Here is a 25,612-nt window from a genome sequence, read left to right as displayed (position 1 = left end):
CCGCAGCTGGTCAGCGCACTGACGGTGATAGACGGCATTACGGCGACCATCATGGGCCTGACCATGCACTTTTCCGCCTACATGGCCGAATCCATCCGCGCTGCCATTATCGGTGTTGACCGCAGCCAGACCGAAGCCGCGCTGTCGATAGGAATGACCAACGGCCAGTTGATGCGGCGGATAGTTCTGCCGCAGGCGACCCGGGTGGCACTGCCAACGCTGATGAACTATTTCATCGACATGATCAAGGCCACCTCACTGGCCTTTACCCTGGGGGTCACGGAACTGATGGGGGCGACCCAGAAAGAGGCGGCCGGCAGTTTCCTCTACTTCGAAGCCTTCATTGTCGCCGCGGTCATGTACTGGATTGTGGTGGAGCTGCTTTCCAAGCTACAGGGCTACCTGGAAATCCGTCTCAACAGGGCCTATAGCCGATGATCAAGCTGGAATCACTGAGCAAACATTTTGGCGGCACCGTGGTTCTGGACGGAATCGACCTTGCCATCGAAAAAGGCGAAATCGTGGTAATCATCGGCCCTTCTGGCACCGGGAAATCCACCCTGCTGCGTTGCCTGAACTTTCTGGAACAACCCACCGCCGGAAAGATGACCGTGGGTGATCTGACGGTGGATGTGAACCGCGCCAGCCGGGCAGACATCCTGTCGATGCGCCGGCGAACCGCGTTCGTGTTCCAGAACTATGCGCTGTTTTCCAATAAGACCGCACTGCAGAACATTGCCGAGCGTTTGCTGGTGGTGGATCGGTGGCCCAGGGACAAAGCCTATCAACGGGCCCGGGAAATACTCGAGCAGATCGGCCTTGCCGACAAGGCGGATGCCTACCCTGCCGCCATGTCCGGCGGCCAGCAACAGAGGGTTGGTATCGGCCGGGCCATGGCCACCGGTGCCGAAGTCATCCTGTTTGACGAGCCCACCTCGTCCCTGGACCCGGAGTGGGTGGAGGAAGTGTTGGGGCTGATGAAACAACTGGCCTCAGAACGCCAGACCATGATGGTGGTCACCCATGAGATGTCTTTCGCCCGGGACGTAGCTGACCGCGTGCTCTTCATCGACGGTGGCCGGATTGTGGAACAGGGGCCGCCCGGTGAGATCTTCTTCAACCCGAAAGACCCGCGTACCCGGGATTTCCTGAAGAAAATCCTCGCCACCAACCCGGTATGAACAATCACCAGCGCCAGGGGAGATACCCCGTGAGCGACTCTGTTGTCCAACTCATTGAAAGTGCCCTGTGGGGCGCCTTTATTGGCGATTCAACCCCGGGCGAGAGGCCCTTACCAGTTTTCCCCGAAAGGCCGGATATCCAGCTCGAAGGTCCAGGCAGAAGGGTCCTGCTGGCAAAGGTTCCAGACTGCATCAGCCACCGCGGCCGGTTTCACGAAGAACTGATCCGGCTTGTCCGGAAGCATCTCCCGCGTGCGGGGCAGATCCACCACGCCATCAATCACCACATTGGCGACGTGAATTTGCTCCGGTCCAAGCTGCCGTGCCAGGGACTGGGCCAGACTGCGCTGGGCCGCCTTGGCTGAAGCAAAGGGTGCTGTGTTGGCCCAGCCCCGAGTGGCCGCCGAGGCGCTGGTCACGATAATGCTGGCGGTGTCGTGCTGGCGAAGCTGTGGCAATGCAGCTTTGGTAGCGGCCACCAGCCCCTGTACGTTGATACGCCAGTTGGCCTCGAAGTCTTCCAGACTGGCCTCCTCCACGTTCTTGAATACACCGCCGCCGGCGTTATACAGCATCACCGACACCGGGGCGAGCCTGCTCTCGATATCCCCCAGCGCCGAGCTGATCTGCGCCGGATCCATCAGGTCGCAGGCAAACGCGTGGGCGCCAGGTACCGACTGCTCGAGCTGCTCCAGATAGTCCTGGCTGCGGGCCAGCATCGCCACCTGGAAGCCCTCACCGCAGAATCGCCGCACAAAAGCTTCGCCATTACCCGGGCCAACCCCCATTACCACACAGGCTTTGCTCATAACCTACCTCCTGTTCATGCTGTAAAGGCGGACTGTGTGTGTCAGCATAGCAGGCAAAATCCGCTGTCGGGAGCGGAAGCGCCGGACTTTCCGGGGCAGGAACCTGCGTCGCAAAATGCCTGTCGAGTCTGAGACGGCAGGTTTCCCGGCCCTGATCAGTATGCTGCTGTCCCAGACGGGTACCAATTCAAGACCAACTCCCCTTCCATAAACATCATTTCCCATCAAGAACGCCCACGACCAGATGGCCGGCCAGGCCCAGTAGCACCAAACCAAAGAGACGTTCAAACCACACAGCTTTCTGGCGCAGCATTGCCAGCCAGCGAGGGCTTGAGAACAGCCAGACGACTAGCATGTACCACCCTGCATCAATGACCATTGCAGTTGCGGCGTAGCCGGACTTCGCAAGCGTACTGGTGTCGGTTCCGACTACCTGGCTGAACAGCGCCAGAAAAAATACGGCAATTTTCGGGTTCAGAAACACAACCAGAAAACCGTCGCGCGCGGCACTCGCAGTCGTAATTGCTTCCGGGAACGGGCCATCGCCATGGGGCGTTGCTAACAGGCCCTTAACGCCAAGCCATGCCAGATAGGCCGCACCACCCCACTGCAGAACAGAAAAAGCCACCGCAGACGTCGTAATCATGGCGGCCAGGCCGAGAATGCTGAGGAAGGCATAAACACCCACCCCCAGGCCATGGTTAATGGCAGTAATCATGCCGTTTCTGCGACCACCGGTGAGCGTTTGTTTCAACACAATTGCCAGCGACGGCCCGGGGGACATGGCGCCCAGGATGCATATCGTGACAACAGTGAGCCAGGTAGCGAGGATCATGAAGACTTCCAGCTGTGCAAGGATTTCAAACAAGAGGCAAAACCAGTAGCGACTCTCATAACGGCTGCAGATATTTATGGCTCATCATCCTGATCCTTCAGTGACTATAACCCTTAGTCTATCCTTACCAGGTCGCAATAAAGAGGGGCAGTGGTGGACAATTGTTGTGAAAACAAAGCCGGAGAACTGGCTCGGCTCAGGGCTCGCCAAAGCCGCGTCCTCTACATGGTTCTGGCTATCAATACGGCAGGTAAGGCTGAGCCTGGCGCCGCCTGTAACGCGGACAGAAAAGCCGACCATAAAGATGGTTGTTGTTGAACTCTATATCCTTTACCTTGCCGTCACAGAAATCAGTACGCCTGCATACGCTCTGGCGCCGCATTGCCCACCGGATGTTGACGAGAAAACGGTTCTGCAAGCGGTGCAGAAGGTGGAAGACGGTTATTATGCTGCAGTCGCCGGCAGCACTGTTTGGAGATCTGACATGAAAACCCGCACCCTGGCCTTGAGCCTTGGCGCATTTTGCCTGCTCGTATTGGCTGCCGTCTTTGTTTTCTACGACGGATCCGGGAGTCCAGCGGAGTCCACCACCGTTAAACAATCACCCCTGGTGAGGGACTCCTCGCCGGTGATTGGTCCGGAAAACGCACCGGTTACCATTGTTGAGTTCTTTGACCCTTCCTGCGAAGGCTGCCGGGCCATGCACCCTTACGTAAAACAGATTCAGGGTATCTATCCTGACAAGGTACGCCTGGTATTGCGCTATGTGCTGTTTCACAAGGGTTCGGAAGAGGCTGTCCGAATTCTTGAAACAGCCCGCAATCAGGGTGTTTATGTGCCTGTTCTTGACGCCGTCATGAAAGCACAGCCCCAATGGCATGACGATGCCGAGGTCAAGGCCGCCTGGGAAGCTGCAGAGGCTGCCGGGCTGGATGTAGAGAAGGCTCGCAGTCAGATGAATTCACCTGCAATAGATGCCATCATCCAGCAGGATGCTGCCGACGTTAAGAAAGTCGGCATTACCGGCACGCCGACTTTCTATGTCAATGGCCAGCCATTGAGCAAGCTTGGGCCTCAGCAGTTGTATGATCTGGTAACTTCCGAAGTGAACGCGCTGAAATAATGGCCACTCATCACGATCACAGCCACACTGATCATTTCAATACTCATAACCGCTCATTCGCCATTGCCGTCATTCTGAATATAGCGTTTGTCATTATTGAGGCGGTATATGGCCTGTTATCGGGATCTCTCGCACTGCTGGCAGATGCCGGCCATAACCTCAGCGATGTCATGGGTCTGGTTATGGCCTGGGTCGCCAGTTGGCTGGCAAGCAAGGCAGCAACCTACAGCAAAACCTACGGCCTGAAAAAGACCACCATTCTGGCGGCACTTTTTAACGCTCTGATTCTTATCGCGGCTGTCGGCGGAATCACCTGGGAGGCCATCCAGCGCCTGACAGACCCGGCCGAGGTGGCCGGCCTGACCGTGATCGTGGTTGCCGGCATTGGTGTGCTGATAAACGGTGCCACTATGCTGCTGTTTCTCAAAGGACAGCAAGGCGATATCAATATCCGCGGTGCCTTTCTGCACATGGCGGCGGACACGGCTGTATCCATCGGCGTGGTCATTTCTGGCCTCATCCTGATGCTTACCGGGTTTACGTGGATCGACCCCGTCGTCAGTCTCATTATTGCGGCGGTGATCTTCGTGGGCACCTGGCAACTGCTGAAGGACTCCGTCAACCTCGCCGTCGACGCCGTCCCCAAAGGAATTGATCCCTCCACCGTTCACGCGCGTCTTGAGAATTTCCCCGGTGTGCAGACTGCCCATCACCTTCATATCTGGGCCCTCAGTACCACCGAAAATGCCCTTACCGTTCACCTGTTGAAGCCGGACCCGGAGGGTGATGACCAACTTATCAACGACATCTCGGCGGCACTGGCCCGGGAGTTCAATATTCAGCATACAACCATTCAATGGGAGCGCGACGACAGCAAATGCCCGAGCAATCCACTGCCCCCGGTGACATAGATCATCAGTATGCCCCTATCAGCTCTCTCGCTGATCCAGCCGGCTGATAGAGCTGAAATCCTGATCCGCCTCCCGCCCGTCTTCGGTGTTCGGTCCGGATTTTATTTGAGATACTCCGGGCCGGGTTGATCGGGATTAATGCTCGTGTCTTTAACGGAGGCTGAAATGACAGGTCACACACGCGAGTTCTTTTCCACGGTCAATCCAACGGTTTTTACGGCCTCGGCAATCATGGTGGCGTTTTTTGTGGGCTTCGGGGTCATCTTCCCGGGGTTGGCCAGCCAGGTCTTTGCCAGCGTTCAGGGCTTCATAACCGAGTACCTGGGCTGGGTATACGTGCTGGCTGTCAGCTTCTTCCTGGGCTTTCTGATCTGGCTCGCTCTCAGCCGCTTCGGCACCGTCCGTCTGGGCCAGCAACACGAGCGCCCTGTGTATAGCTTTCTGGGGTGGTTTTCCATGCTCTTCAGCGCCGGCATGGGCATCGGGCTGGTATTCTGGAGCGTGGCCGAGCCGGTCCTGCATTACCAGAACCCGCCCGTGGGAGAGGGTGGGACCGACGCGGCGGCACTCAATGCAATGGTTTATACCTATTTTCACTGGGGGCTGCATGCCTGGGCAGTCTATGTAGTAATGGGACTTTCCGTGGCTTACTTCAGTTTCCGCAAGGGGCTGCCGCTGACCATCCGTTCCATTTTCTATCCGCTGCTGGGCGAACGGATCTATGGCCCCATCGGTCATGCCATCGACATTCTCGCTGTTTTCGGCACGCTGTTCGGGCTGGCGACCTCACTGGGTTTTGGCGCCATGCAGCTCAATACCGGCCTGAACGTGCTCTTTGACTTACCGGTATCCCATTGGGCTCAAGTCGGTATCATCGCCTCGATCACCTTTGTCGCCGTGTTATCGGTGCTATCTGGCCTCGACCGAGGTCTGAAATGGCTCAGTCAGTTCAATCTCGGCCTGGCTATCGCGCTGATGGTGTTCGTCTTCTTCGCCGGACCCACACTGTTCATTATCAACTTTTTTCTTGACTCGGTTGGCGGCTACTTCCAGAACCTGATCCAGATGAGCCTGACTACCGATGCCATCGGTGGTGGCGACTGGCAGAAGGACTGGACCATTTTCTACTGGGCCTGGTGGATGGCGTGGTCTCCCTTTGTCGGTATTTTCATTGCACGCATCTCCCGTGGCCGGACCATCCGGGAGTTCATTGCCGGAGTGCTGGCCTTGCCAAGCCTCTTTGTGTTCGCCTGGCTGGCGGTATTCGGTGGAACGGCGCTGCATCTGGAACTTTTCAGTGACGAGAGCGGGATCGCGTCCGCAGTGGCGGAGGATACTACGGTGGCCCTGTACGCAACCTTACAGCAACTCCCTTTTGCATACTTTTTATCCGGTATTGCAACCCTGCTGATTGCAACCTATTTCATTACCTCATCAGACTCCGGCACCCATGTGGTGGACGCACTGGTTTCCCGGGGCAACACTCGTTCGCCTAAACGCCAGCGGGTAATCTGGGGGATTACAGAGGGCGCGGTGGCCGCCACCTTGCTTATTGTGGGCGGCGAGCAGGCTCTTCAGAGCCTGCAGACCGGCTCCATTGCCGCCGGGTTGCCAGTATCCATCATACTGATCCTTGCCTGCATAAATCTTTTCAGAGCTCTGCATCAGGAAACTGATGGGCGTGTTGATTGAAGTAGGCAGGCCGGCCAGTGAGAGCCGGATTACTTGAAAAAGCACAAACGCCCACCTCAAACCGGTAGCGGCTATAGTAGATTAAAAGAAAGTTGACAGCCGGAGTATCTGGATGAACGAACTATTTGACGAGCAGTGTGGCTGTGACGACTCCAGAGCAGTTGAACCCCCGGCCCCGTCCAGCCCTGCCTTATCGGCCGAATGGCTCAGTGTCTACAAGGTTCCGAAAATGGATTGCCCGTCGGAAGAGCGGATGATCCGCCTGGCACTCGGCGGGTTTGATTCCATCCAGGGGCTTTCATTTGATTTGTCCGACCGCACTCTGGAAGTTCTGCATAACGGAGAAGCCAAAGCTATCACCAGCAAGCTCGCAACACTTGGCCTCGGGGCCACCCTGCAGGATACCAGGGAACCAGATCCTGAAGCCTTCAGAGCCGCCGGCTCCGCCGCCACCCTAGAGTCTGAACAATCGGCCACCCTGTGGATTCTGCTGGCAATTAACGGCCTGATGTTTCTGATCGAGATGACCATGGGTCTGATTGCCCAGTCTGCGGGCCTGATTGCCGATTCGGTGGACATGTTTGCCGATGCCGCCGTCTACGGGCTCGCACTGTATGCTGTTGGTCATGGTGTCCGGATGCAGGTGCGTGCCGCCCGCGTTGCCGGCATTCTCCAGCTCATTCTCGCCATTGGCGTGATGGTTGAAGTCGGCAGGCGTCTGGCCTTCGGGAGTGAGCCGGAGTCCCTGATAATGATGGCCATCGCATTGCTGGCCCTGGTTGCCAATATCAGCTGTCTGCTGCTGATCTCGAAGCACCGTGACGGCGGCGCTCATATGAAGGCGAGCTGGATTTTTTCCGCCAACGATGTGGTGATCAATCTGGGCGTCATCCTTGCGGGGGCACTGGTGGCGTGGACCGGCTCCAATTATCCCGACCTGATTATCGGTGCTGTTGTGGCGGTCATTGTCATGAATGGCGCCAGGCGAATCCTGGCGCTGGAGGGATAAATGGCCCGTTTCACCGAAATTGGTACCGCCACGATTCCCGGCCAGGGAACCCGGTTGCGCCTGCTTCAGCGCAATGACGAGTTCGCCATCAAGATCGCCGGCACCACCGGTGAGTTGATGAACAGCCGCGTACATGGCTCAGAGGATGCGCTGGCCACGCTGGCATGCGAGCGCATTGCCGACCTGCCCGCTCCCCGCATACTGATCGGCGGGCTGGGAATGGGCTTTACCCTGGCGGCAGCACTGGCCGCTCTGGGTAAGGATGCCCGGGTTACGGTAGCGGAGCTGGTTCCCGAAGTTGAAGACTGGAACCGGGGCCCCCTGGGCGCCGCTGCGGGGAATCCGTTAAATGATCCCCGGGCCAGCATCCATATTGGCGATGTGGCGGAACTGCTTAAAAGCAGCGATGGTGAATGGGATGCGATCCTTCTGGATGTAGACAACGGTCCGGAGGGGATGACCCGCAGGGAAAATAACTGGATCTACTCCCCTGCCGGCATCGCCGCTGCCCAGAGCGCCTTGAGCCCTGAAGGCATCCTGGCTTACTGGTCCGCAGGTCAGGAACACGCGTTTACGGAACGCCTCCGCGCTGCCGGATTTGCCGTAGAGGCAGTGACAGTTCGCGGCCTGCGCCCCGGCAAGGGGGCGTATCACCTGATATGGCTGGCCTGGTGAAACCTCCGGAAACAGGATAATCCCGCAACGACCAATTCCATTGATACGATTTTGGTATATACTTATTCCATAATGTTAATTACATGAGGAGACGGCGCGATGATCAAACCGGCCATCACAACGGCGATATTATGCACTTTACTGACCACTCCCGCGCTGGCTCAGCCACCGGCGCAGTCTACCGACGAAATGGTTGTCGAGGCACGCTCACTGGTCAAAGCCTTCGGTAGCTCCCTGAAACAGGCGCTTCAGGCCGCCATTAAGGAAGGGGGCCTGACCAACGGTATCGGCGTCTGCAATACCGTAGCGCCCGAAATTGCCGCCAGTAACAGTAACCGGGAATGGACCATCAGCCGGACCAGCCTGAGAGTCCGTAACCCGGATAACAAACCGACAGAGTGGCAGGAACTGCAACTTCAGGCGATGGACAGGCAGCCGGTCAAAAACGGCAAGCCGGTGGAAGTCTGGCAGGTTTCCGAGGCCTCCGGACAGCCGGAATTCCGCTATATGAGCGCAATCCCGACCCAGAAGCTTTGTCTGGGTTGCCACGGCAAGTCGATTGATCCGCAGGTAAAGGCCAGAGTCAAAGAGCTGTACCCTGAAGACCGGGCAACCGGTTTTTCCGAAGGTGACCTGCGCGGCGCGTTTGTGGTGACCCGGGCCGGTTCAGCCTCGGTAGCCGAGTGAGAAGCCTCGGCCACCGCTGACAATCAGTGCCTATTCGACGGCCGGCGTCGGCCTGACCAGAATCTCGTTTACGTCCACGTGGGCTGGCTGGGCAATGGCATACATCACTGCATTGGCTACATCAGCCGGCTTGAGCGCATGCCCCGGCGGCTCGTCGAAGAAGGGTGTGTCAACCATGCCGGGCTCGATCAGGGTCACGCGGATACCCGACCCCCGCAGTTCCTCACGAACACCATAGCCAATGGCGGAGACGGCCCATTTGCTGGCACTGTACATTGAGCCCGGAATGGTGGTTCGACCAGCGGCGGAGCCCGTCAGCAGCAGATGACCTTTGCTTTCCCGCAGCGCCGGCAGGCAATGCTGAATAGTCAGTCCCACACCCAGAATGTTGGTCAGAATCATATCTTTCCAGACCTCCGGGTCGGCCTCGCTGAAACCGCCGGGCTTGCCACCACGGCCGGCATTCGCGAACACGGCATCAATGCGGCCGAAAGTGTCCAGTGCCTGGCTGACCATGCGCTGCTGATCGTCGCCGTTCTGGACATCGCACTGCACGGTCAGCACCTTGTCGGGTCCACCCAGTTCCTCCCGCAGTCCCGCCAGCTTGGCTTGCGAGCGGGCGGCGAGCACCAGGCGATAGCCCTGTTTTGCAGCCGCTCGCGCGGTTTCGGCACCAATACCTGAGGAAGCTCCGGTTATCAGAATAACGGGTTTGTCTGCCATAACGTTGGTCGCCTTTAGATAGGGTTCTGGTTGAAAGGATTGCACTCCGGGAGTTGCAACAATCCCTTAAAACTGTAACAAACCTGAGAGGGTCCTTGAACAGATCGGGGCGTTCAGAGTAACTGGCTGGTCTGGCTGGTAATGACGGCAAAAAAACAGGAAGGGTAGCGGGCAAGCCCGAGCTACCCTGAGGAAATAATCCAAGCCGCCCATGAGAACTAGCCTGACAAATCAGGTTATCCGCGGATAGACGCCCTCGACCCCATCCTTTGCAAGCACCCATTGCCAGAGCTGAATACTCCGTGCCCTGAACGCGCCGGCACAGGAAAGCAGATAATAGCGCCACATACGGTAAAAATCCTCACCGAGTTCGTCCTGGAACCGGGGCCATGCCTTTTCAAAATTCCGATGCCATGCCATTAGGGTTTTATCGTAATCGGCCCCAAAGTTATGCATATCCTCCACCACGAACAGCTCATCGGCTGCATCACCGACCTGGCCAACCGAGGGCACTTCGCCGTTCGGAAAAATGTATTTATCAATCCAGGGGTCGGTGTAGGTATCCCGAAGATTCTTGCCGATGGTATGCAACAGGAACAGGCCACCCGGGTTCAGACATCTGTGCGCCACTTCCATAAACAATCGGTAGTTTTTGGAACCGACGTGCTCAAACATGCCAACGCTGGCTACGCGATCAAACTTCTCATCAATGTCCCGGTAATCCATCAGCCGGAAGTCCATTGACAGATGGGGATAACGCTCTTTGGCCCAGTCAACCTGTTCTTTTGAAATCGTTATACCAACGGTTTCCACGCCGTAATATTCGGCCGCGTGCGCCATCAGACTTCCCCAGCCGCAACCGATATCAAGCAGGCGCATGCCCGGCTCCAGCTGTAGTTTCCGGCAGATCAGGTCCAGCTTGGCAATCTGTGCGTCTTCGAGGTTATCAGCATCTTTCCAGTAACCGCAGGTATAGGTCATGCGGGAGTCCAGCATGGCACCATAGAAATCGTTACCCAGGTCATAATGGGCCTTCCCCACCTCCCAGGCACGGTCTTTGGTCTGGCGGTTCAGCACTTTCGCCTTGATAATATGAGGAAGGACTCTGACAGGTTTGATCTGGGCCGGAATGTTCGCCCTGATCAGCTTGTAAAAGAACTGGTCCAGCTCTGCCGCATCCCAGGCGTTGTCCATGTAGGCTTCGCCAAAACCAAGATTGCCATGGGCCATGGCTGCCTCGGGAACGCCTGGTGCATTGAAGTAAATATCCCAGGGCCGGGAACCACCAATCTGGATATCGGCCTTTGCAAGCAGATCAGCGGCAAACTGATGGGTTTTGTCGTCGGGATCAAAAAAAGCGGCGCTTGACGTTTTATCGTTCATTGCTACCCATCCTTGTCACTAAAAGAAAATCGTCGTTGGCATTCCAGCCTATCACCTAACGGAGGATCACCAGCGGTTTCTTCGCGGTTTCCAGCATTCTGGTGGTAGTACTGCCAACCAGGAACCGGCGGATGCTGGAGTGACCGTAGGCCCCCATGATCAGGATGTCGATGTCGTGTTCTTCCTGGTAGCCATGGAGGGTCTGCTCGACATCGCCCTGGCGAATGACGGTATGAATGTCCGGACCCTGGGCCGACAGCAGCCGCTCCGCGCGCTTGAGCTGTTCCTGATGCTCGGCTGTGTCTGCACCCACCAGCACCACGTGTAATGGTATACCCCGGAAAACCGGCGTGGCGGACAGCAGTTCGATACTGCGGAACCCGGTTTCACTGCCGTCAAACGCCAGCATGACACTGCGGGGCTGAACATACTGGTCCGGCACCACAAGAATCGGCCGATGGACACTGCGGATCACAGTTTCCAGCTGACTGCCAACATGGCGGCCGGCAGCAGCGCTGCTTTCGCCATGCAAGCCCATTACGAACAACTGGGAATCCGGCTCCAGCGCCGCCAGCGAGCTGGCAAGCTCATCATGGCGCTGGCGTTTGGCCGCTTTGTCGATACCGGCGGCAAGTACGCGCTTTTCCGCCTCGTCCAACAGTATATGGCCGTGCTTCAGGGCCAGCTTGCTGCGTTCTTGATCAAGGCTGGCAAGCTCTTCCTGAAGCTGTTCCCTGCTGCCCAGGCCGATGTTGCCGGTCAGATCAGTTCGGGCCGGATACTTTTCCTGGTCCAGAACGTGCAGCAGCATCAGTGGCGCACCCATGCGCTGGCTGGCCCAGGCGGCGTAATCGCAGACGGCAAGCGCCGCTTCCGAGCCGTCGATACAGGCTACAACAGCAAGAGGTTGCTGGCCGCCGGCGTCCTGGTTATCAGTTGTCATACTTGTCATTCCGTCAGTGGGCCAGCAAACGTTCTACGGCATCGGGTTTATCGTGAACGCCAAAACGGTCAACGATGGTGGCACTGGCTTCGTTCAGCCCGATCACTTCAACCTCCGCACCCTCGCGGCGGAACTTCACCACCGCCTTATCCAGCGCAGCTACCGCGGTGATATCCCAGAAATGTGCGCGGCTGAGATCAATTACCACGTTATCTGTTGCCTCTTTGAAATCAAAGGATTCAATAAACTTTTCTGACGAACTGAAGAAAACCTGGCCAATGACCGTGTAGGTCCGGGTGTCGGACTCTTCGTCGTAATCCGAATTGACCAGCATGTACTGACCAATCTTGTTGGCAAAAAACAGTGCCGCCAGCAGCACCCCGGCAAGAACACCAAAGGCCAGATTGTGGGTTCCCACCACCACGATCACGGTGACCACCATCACAATATTGCTCGAAAGCGGGTGCTCCTTCAGATTTTTTATGGATGCCCAACTGAAAGTGCCAATGGACACCATGATCATAACGGCTACCAGCGCGGCCATGGGGATCTGAACCAGCCATTGGTCCAGCACAAGCACCATCACTAACAGGAAGACACCGGCCGCCAGGCAGGAAAGCCGCGTCCGGCCACCGGATTTGATGTTGATGACGGACTGGCCAATCATTGCACAACCGGCCATGCCACCGAGTAAGCCGGATCCGATGTTGGCGATGCCCTGGCCTTTGCATTCGCGGTTACGGTCACTCCTGGTGTCGGTCAGGTCGTCGACGATGGTTGCGGTCATCATCGATTCCAGCAGGCCCACGATGGCGAGCGCAACGGCGTAGGGAAGAATAATCATCAGGGTTTCAGAATTCAGCGGCACTTCCGGCCACAGGAAAACTGGCAGCGTGTCCGGCAGATTCCCCATGTCACCCACTGTGCGGATACCCAGGTCGAGATACATCGCAACGCCGGTCAGCGCGACAATACAGATCAGTGGCGACGGCAGGATGCGACCAATCAGCGGAATCAGCGGAAACAGGTAGATAATGCCAAGGCCCGCTGCGGTCATGGCGTATACATGCCAGGTGACGTTGGTCAGCTCCGGCAACTGGGCCATAAAAATCAGGATCGCCAGAGCGTTAACGAAGCCCGTAACCACCGAGCGCGACACAAACCTCATCAACGAGCCCAGCTTCAGATAGCCGGCGAGAATCTGCAACAGCCCCGTCAGCAGTGTCGCAGCCAGCAGGTATTCAAGCCCATGTTCTTTCACCAGGGTTACCATCAACAGCGCCATGGCACCGGTGGCGGCAGATATCATGCCTCCACGCCCGCCAACGAAGGCAATAACAACGGCAATACAGAAAGAGGCGTAAAGGCCTACTTTCGGGTCGACCCCGGCAATGATGGAGAAGGCGATCGCCTCCGGAATCAACGCGAGGGCCACCACAACACCGGCAAGCAGATCGCCGCGAACGTTGGAGAACCAGCTGGTTCGTATACTACTGGACATATTCAGTAAATCCGGTCGGAGGTTGGAGAAATGCTTTAAGCTGACCGCGGGTCCACAGGAACACGGCGCATCGGCTGACAATCTGAGTGTGAATCTGCACGTATAATGCAAGAAGAGGCTGAGTCTGAACGCTGTGCCGGACCCATTCCTGAAATGGTTTTTTCGATATCTGTCAGGTGAAAGAGTGCCGAGCGCAAAAAGGGCACGGAGTTTACCAGACCCACAGATAGAAAGTAAGCTAACGAGATCGCTCTCTTCCTGCTGCCAGCAAACCGGAATCTGACCAAGGCCGACATGACCCCCGATGAACTCGAAAAATTCCGCAAGCTGCTGCTGCAATGGCGGGAAGATCTGCTATCAACCAGCGCCGTGCGCGACGAATCCAGTGGCACCGTTCATCTGGACCAGCAAAGCGTCGGCCGTCTCTCCCGGATGGATGCAATGCAAAGCCAGGAGCTGGCAAAAGCAAACAAGGTACGGGCAGAGCGCCAGTTAAAGCTGATTACAGCCGCACTGGTCCGTATCGATAACGACGAATACGGCGAATGCCGGCAATGTGGTGAAGTGATCAATCCCAAACGCCTTGAGATTGATCCGACCAGCCTTCACTGCATCGACTGCGCACGGTAGCGTCGGCCGGCACTGAACAAACGCCCACCGGGAGGTGACATTGACGTTTTTGAATGACAGCAAAGGCAGGCCGTTATGACTTCAGGCTGGATTGAAAAACGGAGGCTGACGGCACTCAAACGTCTGGGTATTCTCGATACCGCTCCGGAAGAGCGTTTTGACCGGCTGACAAACATTGTCAGCCGCATCTATGATGTGCCTGTCGCGCTGATTTCCCTGATTGATGATGACCGGCAGTGGTTCAAGTCAAAACAGGGCCTGAAAATTACCGAGACCCCCAGATCTCAGGCGATCTGTGATTACACCATCCGCCAGGACACCATGATGATCGTTGAGGATGCCACCAGGGATGTCCGGTTCCGGGACAACCCCCTGATCACCGGGCCGCCCTATATCCGGTTCTATGCCGGCATACCGATCAGGGAACCGAGCGGTTTCAGAATAGGCAGTCTGTGCATCATCGACACAGTTCCCCGCAAGGTTCAGGAGATGGATCTGGACCTGCTGCGGAGTATTGCCGTTCTGGTGGAAGATGAAATCGAAAGGGCCTATCTCGCCGGGGACCACGAGGATCTTATTGCCGTTTCTCATCTGAACCGCTCCATCCAGCGGGCACAGAACATATTTCTGACCCGTGACAGCCTGCACGCCGCGTTCGAATTTGTGCTTAATGACCTGCTTTCGCTGACCGGTAGCCGATTCGGGTTTATCGGGGAAATACTCTACCACCCTGATCACACCCCTTACCTTAAAATCGGCGCGATAACGAACCTTGCCTGGAATCCCGGAACCGAAGCGATGTATCAGGAGGTCGGGCGTCGGGGGATGATTTTTGAACAGAACGACAATCTTCTGGGTGTATCCATGACGACGGATCAGGCCGTCGTTGCCAATGACTTCTGCTCTGACCCGAGACGCGGCGGGCTACCCGATATGCACCCCCCGATTTCCTCCTTCTTCGGGGTTCCCATTTACGCCGGCAGTGAACGGGTCGGCCTGGTTGGCCTTGCCAACCGGGATGGCGGCTATTCCGAAAAGCTGGCGGAAGAACTCGAGCCGCTGTTACAGACCGTCGGGCAACTGATCGAGCGCAAACGCCTGCACCGGGAGAAGAACGAGCACAAGAAAGACCTGGAACTGGCGGCAAACTACGATTCATTGACCGGCCTGCCGAATCGCCGGCGCCTGACCGAGCTGTTCGAACAGGAAATTGTCGAAGCTGACCGGCGCCACGGGATCGTATCTGTCTGTTTTATTGACCTGGACGGTTTCAAGGAAATCAATGATCGCATTGACCATGTAGCAGGGGATTCTGTGCTTAAAGTGGTCGCCCAGCGATTGCAGGCGTCACTGCGGGAGCACGACGTGATCGCCCGGCTGGGCGGCGACGAATTTGTTGCGATTTTACGCGATGTGAAAAACGAATCCATTTTCGAGCGGATGCTGGAAGCCATTCGCCAGCCCATTAACGTTGTCGGTCAGGTTTTCACGCTTTCTGCCAGCATGGGCATCACCGTCTATCCGGATGACAGGGTGGACATTGATCTGCTTTTGCGACATGCCGACCAGGCTATGTATGCGGCCAAAGAATCCGGCAAGAATCAGTTCAGGTATTTTGATCTGGAATCCCATGTGCTCAGAAAAGAACGGGATCTGGTGCTTGAACAGGCGCCGGCCGCACTGAAAGACGGTCGCTTCGAACTTTACCTTCAGCCCAAAATCAATCTGAAGGACAAGACCGTGGCGGGCTTCGAGGCACTGATACGCTGGAATCACCACGAAAGAGGAGTGCTGGCGCCGACAGCTTTTCTGCCCCACCTGGAACACACCGAACTTGCGGCCGATGTAGGCCGGTTTGTCATTGCCGCCGCCATGGAAATGCTTGATCAGTGGTTCCGGCAGGGTCTGCCCTATTCTTTAAGCATAAATCTCAGCCCCTCGCACTTCCTCAGCGGGGCTTTTATGTCCGATCTGGAATCGGCCCTTGCCGGCCGGGACGATGCACTGAAATCCCGGCTGGTTCTGGAAATTCTGGAAACCACGACCCTCGACAATACTGAAAAAGTGATCGCCAACCTGGCTGAGTGCCGCGCACTCGGTGTACAGATTTCCCTGGATGATTTCGGCACCGGCTACTCGTCACTGGACTACTTCCGGCGGTTGAATGTGGATGAAATCAAGGTAGACCGGTCTTTTGTGTCGGAGATGCTGGATAACCCCGACGACGAGCTTATCGTAGGCGCCATCATCGGGCTCTCCCACAACTTCGGCAGGCGAATTGTGGCGGAGGGTATTGAAACCCGGGAAATCCAGGACCGGTTGATTGCCATGGGATGCGAAGTGGGCCAGGGCTTCTACTACACCAGACCCATACCCCATGAACAGGCCATGGAGTGGGCAGCAAGGTTTTCCGCCGGGGCCTGAAATTGGCCCGGAATCTGCAATGGTCAGCGTCAGGTACCAATCGTTTATCTCGCTGACCGGAGGAAATATCCATGTCCCTACTGACGTCGCTGATCCAGGCGGGTGCCCAGTTGCAACAGGCCATGGAAAAACGCCCGGCAACTTCTGCTGCCGACCGGGACGCCACTGCAGACCGCAAATCCACCGCTGCCAGCGGTCGGAAGGCGCCTGCAGAGCCGGTTGCACCCGCAACTGACGACCGCTTTACTCCCTCCGGGAACGACCAGACGGATCCGCTTCAGATCAAGGCGCGAAAGCTTGCCATGGCGGATTACCGCCAGACCGTGGGGCAGGATCTTGCCTTTGTACGGGAAACCCTGCGGCACAAACTTGCCGAATATCAGCTACATCCGGCAAGCAGGATTGAAGTCTCAAAAAATGAGAACGGTGGCATCAGCCTCGGCGGGAGCATAGCCCAGGAAACCAGCGCCCGTATTGAACAGGATCTGGGCAACAATAAGCCATTTCGGGAAGCATTCAGCAGGCTCAGCGCCAGCGAGCCCACGCTTCACTTCATGGATAACGCGCTCAAGCTGAACAAGGCCTATGGTGTCAGCAATTCCCTGCTCGACACCATTACCAGCGATAACCAGCAGTTCAACGGCTTGCAGGATCTGGTGCACCGCTACGATTCCGTGCGCCGGTCAGTCGCAACAGGCGAGCCCGAGGCCTTCAATCCGGCCAGAAGCTACGCGTTCAGCCTGAACGCCCAGGCCTGAGCAATCCGGCCTGAAGCCATTACTGGAAGGGCTCGGGGTCGCCCTTGCCCACGCGGGTGACTTCCGGCACCGGGCCGGTCATGTTCACTACCGTTGTGGCTTCAAGCCCGCAGAAGCCGCCATCAATAATCAGATCAAGCTCATGCTCAAGCTTGTCCCGGATCTCTTCGGGATCCGTCATCGGGTCGCTTTCGCCCGGCAGAATCAGGGTACTGCTCATGATCGGCTCGCCCAGAGCCGCCAGCAGTTCCTGCACGATAGCGTTATCGGGCACCCGCATACCGATGGTTTTACGTTTGGGGTGCAGCAGCCGACGGGGCACTTCGCTGGTGGCATCGAGAATGAAGGTGTAGGCCCCGGGGGTGAACTGCTTCAGCAAGCGGTACTGGGTATTGCCCACTTTCGCGAACACTCCCACATCGGAAAGGTCCCGGCATACCAGGGTGAAGTTGTGTTTATCATCCAGCCGGCGAATCCGCTTGATCCGATCCAGCGCCTGTTTATCGTCCAGGTGACAGCCGATGGCGTAGCCTGAATCCGTCGGAAACACAATCACGCCGCCTTTTCTGAGAATCTCCACCGCCTGATTGATGAGTCTTTTCTGGGGCGTCACCGGATGAATCTGGAAAAACTGACTCATTGACTGCCCCCTGGGGTAAAGGCCGGGTCGTGCTTCGAACCACCCAGGCAGTTCGGCGATTCCGGCGACGCCTTACCGGAATCAGCCCATTCCGCCGGCGTATAGAGATGCAGTGCCAGGGCATGCACACCGTTGGATAACTCTTCCGCCAGCAGGCGGTAAATGCCCTGGTGGCGTTTCACCCTGCCCTGCCCCTCAAAAGCGCCCGACACCAGCGTCACCTTGAAATGGGTTTCAGAGTCCGGCGGCACATTGTGTTTGTGGCTTTCATTCTCTACCGCAAGGTAATCACTGTTGAAAGCCTGGTTCAGCTTGTGTTCAATCGTGTTTTGCATGGTCATGACCGGAGTCACTCCTGTTCCAGTGCGTATGCGGCAAGTCTACTACAGCCAGGGCCCCGTTTGCTTGACAGGATTGGGCCAAACCGCCATCTTCCACTGCCGTTCCTGAGCCTGTTGCAAGCCAACGAAGCCTATGCGTCTATACATTGCCGAGAAACCCAGTCTGGGCCGGGCCATTGCGGCGGCGCTGCCCGCTCCCCATCAGCAAGGCCAGGGCTGGATCCGCTGTGGCCAGGGCGCCGACGCCTGCACCGTCAGCTGGTGTGTCGGGCATCTGCTGGAGCCGGCGGAACCGGGCCAGTATGATCCGCGCTGGAAAAAGTGGCGTCGTGAAGATCTGCCGCTGGTTCCGGAAAAATGGAAACTGGCCCCCAGGGCCAGTGTCAGCCAGCAGTTGGACACACTGAAATCGCTGATGCGCAAAGCCGAGGTGATTATTCATGCCGGCGACCCCGACCGCGAAGGGCAACTGCTGGTAGACGAAGTTATCCGCTACGCCGGTATTCAATGTCCGGTCGAACGGATTCTGATCAACGACCTGACGCCCTCGGCGGTGGCCAAAGCCATCGGCTCGCCCCAGGACAACCGCAGGTTCCGGCGGCTGTCCCACTCTGCCCTGGCCCGGCAGAGAGCGGACTGGCTCTATGGCATCAACCTGACCCGCTTTTACACCCTGTCCTATCAGCAACAGGGACGGGACGGCGTGTTTTCCGTTGGCCGGGTCCAGACTCCGGTTCTGGGCCTGGTGGTTAGCCGCGACAACGCCATTGAACATTTTGAAGCAAAGCCGTTTTTCCGGATTGAGGCCAGCTGCCACGCAACGGAGGAACAGGCACCGCAGGATCTTTTTGTCGCCCGCTGGGTGCCCCCGGAGGCCATGCGGGACCATCTGGATGAAGAGGGCCGGCTGCTTGACCGTGAGATTGCGGAGCAGATTGCCGCGGCAGTTCAGGGCCGCCCGGGCAAAATAACGGAAGCCCGGTTCCGCGACCGTAAAGAGTTACCGCCGCTCCCGCTGTCCCTGTCCGCGTTACAGATAGAAGCAGGCAGGCTGTTCCGGATGGGTGCCAAGGACGTGCTGGATACCGCCCAGAACCTTTACGAGCGCCATCAGCTCATCACTTACCCGCGCTCGGATTGCCGGTACTTGCCCGAAGGTCATTTTGATCAGCGCCAGGGCGTCATTGAGGCCATCCGCAGGGTCACTCCGGAGCTGGCTGCTGCCAGTGAGGCTGCAGATCTGACCAGACGTTCCGCGGCCTGGAACGACAAAAAAGTCGATGCCCACCACGCCATAATTCCCACCGCCCGCCAGAGCGGTTCCGGGCGGCTCAGCGACACCGAACAGAACATTTACGGCCTGATCAGCCGCTACTACCTGATGCAGTTCAGCGCCGACGCCATACACCGGGAGGGCCGTCTGGGGCTGAAAATCGGCGAACATGATTTCCGCGCCACCGAGACCGCCATTGCCGAACCCGGCTGGAAACAGCTGGAAATCCGCCAGCGCGAAGACAAGCAGGAGACCGCGAAAGCGCCCCTGCCCCGCTTGTCGGTGAACGCTCCGATCCTGTGTGAATCCGCTGCCATCAGCGAACGCAGGACCCAGCCGCCCCAGCCTTTTACCGACGCCACGCTGTTGTCCGCGATGACCAACATTGCCCGGTTTGTCAGCGACCCGAAACTGCGGAAAACCCTGCGGGAAACCGATGGCCTGGGCACCGAAGCCACTCGCGCGGCCATTATCGACACCCTGTTCCGTCGTGAATACCTGGTTCGTGACAAACGCCATATTCGCTCCACCCTGAAAGGTCGGGCACTGATCGGGTCGCTGCCCGAATCTGTCAGCACTCCAGACATGACCGCAGTATGGGAGGCCACACTTGAACAGATACGAAGTGGTGAGGGTGACCCCAGGCGTTTTCTGACCGACCTCCAGGCGCAGATCCGCCAGCTTGTGGCGGTGCCCGAGGCCGACCAGCCCGGGCTACCGGCAGCCTCGGCCGGTGCGGTCCATTGCCCGAAATGCCGGGCGCCGATGCGCGCGCGCGAGGGTAAATTCGGCAGATTTCAGGCCTGCACCCGCTACCCCGACTGCAACGGTACCCGGCAGATTGACGACACCAGCCCCGGGGATGGCAGCGGGGACGCACCCGTGCCCTGCCCTCACTGTTTTTCGCCCCTGGTCCGGCGCAAGGGCACCAAAGGCTGGTTCTGGGGCTGCAGTAATTTCCCCGCCTGCCGTAACACGGTTAATGACCTGGACGGGAAGCCGGCGCTTCGTTTACCCAAGACTACATAAAGACACTGAAGCCAATTTCATTTTTTGCGACTATGAACGGGCTCCAGCCACGAGGTTTATTATGCGCATTGCGCTTCTGGAAGATGAACATGAACAGGCTCAGCACATTCAGGCATTACTGACTGATCGTGGGCATCAGTGTGATCATTTCCCGAACGGCCGGGCCTTTCTCAGCGCCGTGCTGCATCGCAGTTACGACCTGCTCTTGCTTGACTGGCAGATTCCGGATACCACCGGGATTGAAGTGCTGGAGCAGGTCCGTGCAAATCTGAGCTGGCAGGTTCCCGTGGTCTTTCTGACCCAGCGGGACAGCGAAGCCGATATAGTGCGGGCCCTGGATGCGGGTGCTGACGATTATCTTGCCAAGCCAGCCCGCGAAGCAGAACTGATTGCCCGCATCAATGCGCTGGCACGGCGCACCAATCCGGATGACGAAAGAGAATTACTGACCTACGGCCGGTTCCGCATTGATACCCGGCAGCGAACCATTGAGTTAAACGACCAGAACCTGACGCTGACTGACAAGGACTTTGACCTGACCCTGTTCCTGTTTCAGAACCAGGGCCGGTTGTTGACCCGTGACATGCTGCTTGAACGGGTCTGGGGCATGGCCAACGACATAAATACGCGAACGGTCGACACCCACATGAGCCGCCTGCGTCGCCGTCTGGGCCTGAACCCGGAAAACGGGTTCCGAATCAAAACGATCTACCAGCGCGGCTACCGACTGGAAGCCATGGAACCCCAGCATAATTCCGGCGCCGGGAACTCAGCGGTAAAACAGGCCTGAAATGCGGGAAAGTACTGTCCGTTTACTGATCATTCACTGCCTGATAGCAGTCAGTCTGGGTGTTTGTCTGCCAGCCCAGGCAGAGCTGTCCATAACCCGTGGTTCCGAATCAGGATCCACGGGTTTTGGGGTGTCGAACGTGCCCGAGTGGAGCTATACCATGACGGCGAACGACTCGGTTCAGGACATTGCCCGACGGTTTCTGGCCAGTGGTATCCCGTCATCCCGCTTACTGCAGTACAACAACCTGGCCAACAGGTCGCAGCTCGGCCCCGGCGACACCATCAGAATTCCCCTGTCCTGGCTGCAGCAACAGCCGGACCCGGCCCGGGCCTCCTCGGTATCCGGTCAGGTTTCGGTGCATTCCGGCCGCGACAGCCGCAAACGCCCGCTGACAGTCGGTACGCTCGTGCGGGTGGGTGACGAGCTGATCTCCTACTCCGGCACAGCCACCATTGAACTGGCTGACGGCTCGGTCGTCAGGTTATCGCCGAATTCCCGCCTCGCGTTCAACCGGCTGACCCGCTATCGCAAGTCCGGTATGGTGGACACCCGTCTTCGCCTGAAAGAAGGTGAACTGGAAACCCAGGTCAGGCCGTTTGACGAAGATGGCTCAAGGTTTGAAATCGAAACGCCTTCAGCCGTGGCCGCGGTTCGCGGCACCATGTTTTCCCTGAAAACCGGCCCGGCAGGCACGGATCTGAGAGTGACCGATGGCCGGGTAGCTTTCGGGCATCGCGGGAAAACCCGGGTAATACCCGAGGGCTACAGCGCCAGAATCTCGACAGCCAGCAACGGCAACATGAGTATCCGCAGACTGCCGCCCGCACCGGAGCTCAACCCTCTGCCCCCCAGCCTGACCCGGCTTCCACAGACCCTGAGCTGGCAGCCCAATGGCGCAACACAGTACCAGGTGAATGTCTTTGAGGCTGACAGTGGTCGCTGGCTGCAGAGCGCAACGCTGGAAGATGCCCGTTACAGCCTTGACCTGCTGGATAATGGACAATACGAGGTGCAGCTCGCCGCCCTGGACAGACACGGTATCGCAGGTATGCCGGGTACCCTGGATTTTGAGGTCGACCTTCAGGCACAGGCAGCCGGACTGACCAGGCCGGCCCCCGGTGAGGCCGTTAACGATGATATGCCGGAGTTCCAGTGGCAGCTCCGTGGTACCAACGAGGTTGCGCGGATCGAAATTGCCGCCGACCAGAGTTTCCGCGATGTGATTGCGACCAGTGAATGGGCGCCTGACGAGCAGACGTTGCCCTCCCGGCCGCTGTCACCCGGCAAGTATTACTGGCGCGTAGTCACCGAGGCAGGCGGCAACTCGGTGGCTACCAGTGAAGCTCGCAGCCTGGTTATCAACGGCACTCTGCCCCCGGTGCGGATAATCAGCGTGAACTATCTGGACAAACAGGTGCGCATTTTCTGGCAGAATGTCGACACTGCCAACGGGTACCTGATTCAACTGTCCGAAGAGCCTGGTTTCCGCAACATTATCAAAGAGGCGGAAATTGCCGATACCACAGCGGCCTTGCGACTTATTCCCGGAAGGCGTTATTTTGTACGCCTGAAAGCACAGTCGGATGGTCCGCTGGAAAGTCGCTGGGGACCGGGGCGTGAACTCTTCCTTGAATAGTAGTCCTCATGACACGGAACTGGTTGCCAATCAGAACGAACCCATGGACGCTGGGACTACCGCTGCTGCTGATGCTGTGGCTTCTTAACGCCTTCGACGTCCCCCAGCGCCTGAACTTCTGGACTTACGACACCCTCATTACCAGCTTCCCCGGCGAAATGCGCCCGGACATCGCCCTGGTTGCCATTGACGAAAAGAGCCTCGATCTCCTGGGACGATGGCCCTGGAGCAGAGCTGTGCACGGCAGGCTGATTGACAAGCTCGAAGCCGCCGGAGCCCGCACGATTGTTCTCGATATTCTGTTTGCCGAGCCGACACCGGACGATTCCTCCCTCGCTTCTGCCATGCGCGCCCATGGCGGCGTGATTCTGCCCTTACATCTGTCACCAGCCTCCGGGCCGCTGCTCACCACTCACTTGCCCGCGCCGGAACTGGCAGAAGCTGCCGCTGAGCTGGGTCATACTCACGTTGCACTGGACCGGGATGGCATCGCACGAGGCACCTACCTGCGCAGCGGATTGGGCAACCGGCTCTGGCCCAGCCTGGCCCTGGCAACGGCAGGGGGCAGCCTGGTCGCGGACACGGACCTACAGGCTGCCCCCTATGTCAACATCCGCCAGGGTTACCGGGCGGTGCCCTTGGCCGGCCCGGCAGGATCCGTGACCACCTACTCCTATGCGGATGTCTTGTCGGCGCCGCCGTCACCGGACCGATTCCGCAACAAGACCATCTTTGTGGGTGCCACTGCGGCCGGCCTGGGCGATATCCTGCCAACGCCCTTTGCGGGATCCGGGCAACCGCTTTCCGGCGTCGAGTTTCATGCTAACGCCTACTCGGCCCTCGCCGACAACACCTTGATAAGCCGGGCACCGCTGGGCCTGTCCCTGTTACTGGCGGCCGCTGCATTGGTCGCTCTGGTGCTGACATTGCCCAGGGTCTGGCCGGGGCAGGCGTTCGGGCTCTGCCTGTTGCTGGCGTTTTCACTACTTGCGGCCCAGGCCACTCTGCTTGTTACCGCCAACCTCTGGCTATCGGTTGCCCACGCTGTGATCATCGCCATTCTGGCCATTCCGGTATCCACCGCTCTGCGCCTTGCCATGGCCAACCGCTTTCTGAACCGGCAACTCGACGAACTGGCCCTGGGCCCCGCGGTGGCATTGCCGTCACCTGCCGCCAGACATCCGGAGCAACTGATGTCTGATTTTCGGGCCCTGCTGCAGCCGCGGAGCTGGCTGCTGGCCAAGGATGAGCAAACCGTTCATGGTGAGGGGCTGAGCCTGTGTGAAGCGCCGGAACTCGAATCACCGGGGCACTGGGTCCACCGCAACAACGAAAGCTGGGTCCGCATTGACCGCGACGGCCAGCACTACACCCTGGGGCTGAGGTTTGCCAACGATCTTAACCGCGAAGCCGTCCAGCGCTACCTGCAGAAGCTCCACCTGGCTGAACCCGATACCCGGGCTCCCGACAGCCATCCCCGGGAAAAAATGTCCGCCCAGATTGAACGGGTCCGCAAGGCAACGGCGCAGATGAGCCAGATGCAGCAGTTCATCCACCGTAGTTTTGAGAGCATGCCTGACGGCATTATCATCACCGACGAACTCGGGGTTATCCGGTTTGCCAACAGTCACATCAAAGCATGGTTCGGCGAACCCACACCGAGCCTGAACGGCCTGCCCCTGGCCCGCCTGCTGGATGGCCATGACCCGCGGGAAAGTGCGCCCTGGCACGAAACCGTATCCGAAACCCTTACTCTGGCGCAGGCGCGCACCGTCGACCTGCAACTGGCCAGCAAGGCATTCCTTATCCATTTTGCCCCCTTCGCGCTGCCGGGTAGCGACCAGAGCGGCATTATTGCCAATGTATCGGATGTGTCCGAACGCTGGGAGCAACAGCGTCAGCATCGCGAGGCCATCGACTTCATTTCCCACGATGTGCGTTCTCCGCTGGTCTCCCAGCTTGCGCTTATCGAACAGCTCAAACGCCATCAGGGCCAGATTGAAAGCGGGCAACTGGACCAGCTCGGCAAGCTGGCCCGCCGCAGCTACCATCTGGCAGAGGAGTTCGTGCAGCTTGCCCGGGCCGAGCAACTCACCGAAACACGTTTCTATGAATGCGAATTCCTGGCCATCGTTGAAAACGCCCGGGACAGCGTCATTGAGCAGGCCGCCGAAAAGGATATACAGCTGGTGCTGAGCGGCGAGGAAGAGCTGTGGCTGAAAGGCAATGCGGAATTACTGGAACGGGCGGTGATCAATCTGATTACCAATGCCGTCCAGTACAGCCCCTGCGGTTCGGTGGTTACGGCGCAGGTATTCAGTGCCGGTCACGAAGCGTGTCTGACCATCGCCGACGAGGGTGAAGGGATCGCCGAACATGAACTACCGCATCTGTTCAGCCCTTACTGGCGTCAGAGGAGCAACGAGCTTTCCGGCAATCACGGCACCGGTCTCGGCCTGTCTTTCGTGGCTGTTGTGACCGAAAAACATCATGGTGTGATTGCCGTCGATTCGCGGCTGGGAGAAGGCTCAGCGTTCAGGCTGAGACTGCCAATGATAACCCGGGTAAACAACTCATAACCGGAACAGCCAGCGGACTGACCGCTGGCTTTCGAGT

Annotated in this window: 23 protein-coding genes and 1 pseudogene; 16 read left to right on the top strand and 8 right to left on the bottom strand. The window is 58.1% G+C overall.

Going from position 1 to position 25,612, the window contains the following annotated elements; translation table 11 throughout:
- On the top strand, positions 1–438 hold a 438-nt coding region (locus VJ956_RS04735), incomplete at its 5' end, for an amino acid ABC transporter permease (protein WP_324082177.1).
- Positions 435–1,181, top strand: coding sequence for an amino acid ABC transporter ATP-binding protein (locus VJ956_RS04730; RefSeq protein WP_324082175.1), 747 nt, complete (start codon positions 435–437; stop codon positions 1,179–1,181). The genes VJ956_RS04735 and VJ956_RS04730, both read left to right, overlap by 4 nt.
- Before the next feature lie 110 nt (positions 1,182–1,291).
- Here VJ956_RS04730 and VJ956_RS04725 read toward each other — a convergent pair whose 3' ends face one another.
- Together VJ956_RS04725 and VJ956_RS04720 are read right to left on the bottom strand one after the other, a co-directional pair.
- A complete protein-coding gene (locus VJ956_RS04725; protein WP_324082173.1) occupies positions 1,292–1,990 on the bottom strand; it encodes an SDR family NAD(P)-dependent oxidoreductase in 699 nt (232 codons plus the stop codon).
- 214 nt (positions 1,991–2,204) lie between these two features.
- Positions 2,205–2,858, bottom strand: a complete 654-nt coding sequence (locus VJ956_RS04720; protein ID WP_324082171.1) for a LysE family translocator — start codon at positions 2,856–2,858, stop codon at positions 2,205–2,207.
- A 120-nt stretch (positions 2,859–2,978) separates the two neighbouring features.
- Between VJ956_RS04720 and VJ956_RS16330 the strand changes: the two are divergent.
- The 7 genes and pseudogenes from VJ956_RS16330 to VJ956_RS04690 form a co-directional block, all read left to right on the top strand.
- A pseudogene (locus VJ956_RS16330) lies at positions 2,979–3,068 on the top strand (cation transporter); the annotation flags it as partial.
- A gap of 241 nt (positions 3,069–3,309) precedes the next feature.
- Positions 3,310–3,948, top strand: a complete 639-nt coding sequence (locus VJ956_RS04715; protein ID WP_324082189.1) for a DsbA family protein — start codon at positions 3,310–3,312, stop codon at positions 3,946–3,948.
- A complete protein-coding gene (locus VJ956_RS04710; protein WP_324082169.1) occupies positions 3,948–4,859 on the top strand; it encodes a cation diffusion facilitator family transporter in 912 nt (303 codons plus the stop codon). The genes VJ956_RS04715 and VJ956_RS04710 overlap by 1 nt, the downstream gene beginning before the upstream one ends.
- A gap of 165 nt (positions 4,860–5,024) precedes the next feature.
- Entirely contained in the window at positions 5,025–6,551 is a 1,527-nt protein-coding gene (locus VJ956_RS04705) for a BCCT family transporter (RefSeq protein ID WP_324082167.1), read from the top strand.
- Between the two features lie 112 nt (positions 6,552–6,663).
- Positions 6,664–7,560, top strand: a complete 897-nt coding sequence (locus VJ956_RS04700; RefSeq protein ID WP_324082165.1) for a cation transporter — start codon at positions 6,664–6,666, stop codon at positions 7,558–7,560.
- Complete coding sequence (locus VJ956_RS04695) at positions 7,561–8,235, top strand: hypothetical protein (RefSeq protein ID WP_324082163.1); 675 nt, start codon at positions 7,561–7,563, stop codon at positions 8,233–8,235. It begins immediately after the preceding gene.
- Between the two features lie 99 nt (positions 8,236–8,334).
- Positions 8,335–8,922, top strand: coding sequence for a DUF3365 domain-containing protein (locus VJ956_RS04690; RefSeq protein ID WP_324082161.1), 588 nt, complete (start codon positions 8,335–8,337; stop codon positions 8,920–8,922).
- Positions 8,923–8,952: 30 nt separating this feature from the next.
- Here the strand turns inward: VJ956_RS04690 and VJ956_RS04685 are convergent, their stop codons facing one another.
- The 4 genes from VJ956_RS04685 to VJ956_RS04670 all read right to left on the bottom strand — a co-directional run bounded on the left by VJ956_RS04685 (position 8,953) and on the right by VJ956_RS04670 (position 13,472).
- Positions 8,953–9,645: an SDR family oxidoreductase gene (locus VJ956_RS04685; protein WP_324082159.1), complete on the bottom strand. Its 693-nt coding sequence runs from the start codon at positions 9,643–9,645 to the stop codon at positions 8,953–8,955.
- 231 nt (positions 9,646–9,876) lie between these two features.
- A complete protein-coding gene (gene cfa, locus VJ956_RS04680; RefSeq protein ID WP_414674381.1) occupies positions 9,877–10,959 on the bottom strand; it encodes a cyclopropane fatty acyl phospholipid synthase in 1,083 nt (360 codons plus the stop codon).
- Between the two features lie 124 nt (positions 10,960–11,083).
- Entirely contained in the window at positions 11,084–11,980 is an 897-nt protein-coding gene (locus VJ956_RS04675; protein ID WP_414674380.1) for a universal stress protein, read from the bottom strand.
- 4 nt (positions 11,981–11,984) lie between these two features.
- Positions 11,985–13,472: a SulP family inorganic anion transporter gene (locus VJ956_RS04670; protein WP_324082153.1), complete on the bottom strand. Its 1,488-nt coding sequence runs from the start codon at positions 13,470–13,472 to the stop codon at positions 11,985–11,987.
- Between the two features lie 294 nt (positions 13,473–13,766).
- Here VJ956_RS04670 and VJ956_RS04665 point away from each other — a divergent pair, with 294 nt between their 5' ends.
- From VJ956_RS04665 to VJ956_RS04655, 3 genes are all read left to right on the top strand, one after another.
- Complete coding sequence (locus tag VJ956_RS04665) at positions 13,767–14,102, top strand: TraR/DksA family transcriptional regulator (protein WP_324082151.1); 336 nt, start codon at positions 13,767–13,769, stop codon at positions 14,100–14,102.
- Positions 14,103–14,177: 75 nt separating this feature from the next.
- Positions 14,178–16,526 (top strand): GGDEF and EAL domain-containing protein, encoded by a 2,349-nt coding sequence (locus VJ956_RS04660; RefSeq protein ID WP_324082150.1) that lies wholly within the window; start codon positions 14,178–14,180, stop codon positions 16,524–16,526.
- Between the two features lie 71 nt (positions 16,527–16,597).
- Positions 16,598–17,284, top strand: a complete 687-nt coding sequence (locus VJ956_RS04655; protein ID WP_324082148.1) for a hypothetical protein — start codon at positions 16,598–16,600, stop codon at positions 17,282–17,284.
- Positions 17,285–17,303: 19 nt separating this feature from the next.
- On the opposite strand, the gene VJ956_RS04650 is transcribed toward VJ956_RS04655, so the two are convergent.
- Complete coding sequence (locus VJ956_RS04650) at positions 17,304–17,924, bottom strand: L-threonylcarbamoyladenylate synthase (RefSeq protein ID WP_324082145.1); 621 nt, start codon at positions 17,922–17,924, stop codon at positions 17,304–17,306.
- Complete coding sequence (locus tag VJ956_RS04645) at positions 17,921–18,265, bottom strand: BolA family protein (RefSeq protein WP_324082142.1); 345 nt, start codon at positions 18,263–18,265, stop codon at positions 17,921–17,923. Before VJ956_RS04645 ends, VJ956_RS04650 begins: the two co-directional genes overlap by 4 nt.
- A 133-nt stretch (positions 18,266–18,398) precedes the next feature.
- On the opposite strand from VJ956_RS04645, the gene VJ956_RS04640 reads away from it, so the two are divergent.
- From VJ956_RS04640 to VJ956_RS04625, 4 genes are all read left to right on the top strand, one after another.
- Positions 18,399–20,567 carry a DNA topoisomerase III gene (locus tag VJ956_RS04640; protein ID WP_324082140.1) on the top strand — a complete coding sequence of 723 codons (2,169 nt, stop codon included), beginning with the start codon at positions 18,399–18,401 and terminating at the stop codon, positions 20,565–20,567.
- A gap of 61 nt (positions 20,568–20,628) precedes the next feature.
- Positions 20,629–21,357, top strand: a complete 729-nt coding sequence (locus tag VJ956_RS04635) for a response regulator transcription factor (RefSeq protein WP_324082138.1) — start codon at positions 20,629–20,631, stop codon at positions 21,355–21,357.
- A 160-nt stretch (positions 21,358–21,517) separates the two neighbouring features.
- Entirely contained in the window at positions 21,518–22,996 is a 1,479-nt protein-coding gene (locus tag VJ956_RS04630) for a FecR domain-containing protein (protein WP_324082136.1), read from the top strand.
- 23 nt (positions 22,997–23,019) lie between these two features.
- Positions 23,020–25,575: a CHASE2 domain-containing protein gene (locus VJ956_RS04625; RefSeq protein WP_324082134.1), complete on the top strand. Its 2,556-nt coding sequence runs from the start codon at positions 23,020–23,022 to the stop codon at positions 25,573–25,575.
- The last annotated feature ends 37 nt before the right edge of the window (positions 25,576–25,612 follow it).

Source organism: Marinobacter sp. (assembly GCF_035268745.1).
Taxonomy (GTDB): domain Bacteria; phylum Pseudomonadota; class Gammaproteobacteria; order Pseudomonadales; family Oleiphilaceae; genus Marinobacter.
The sequence above is the reverse complement of the archived record's forward strand: the minus strand, read 5'-3'. Positions and strand labels throughout refer to the sequence as shown.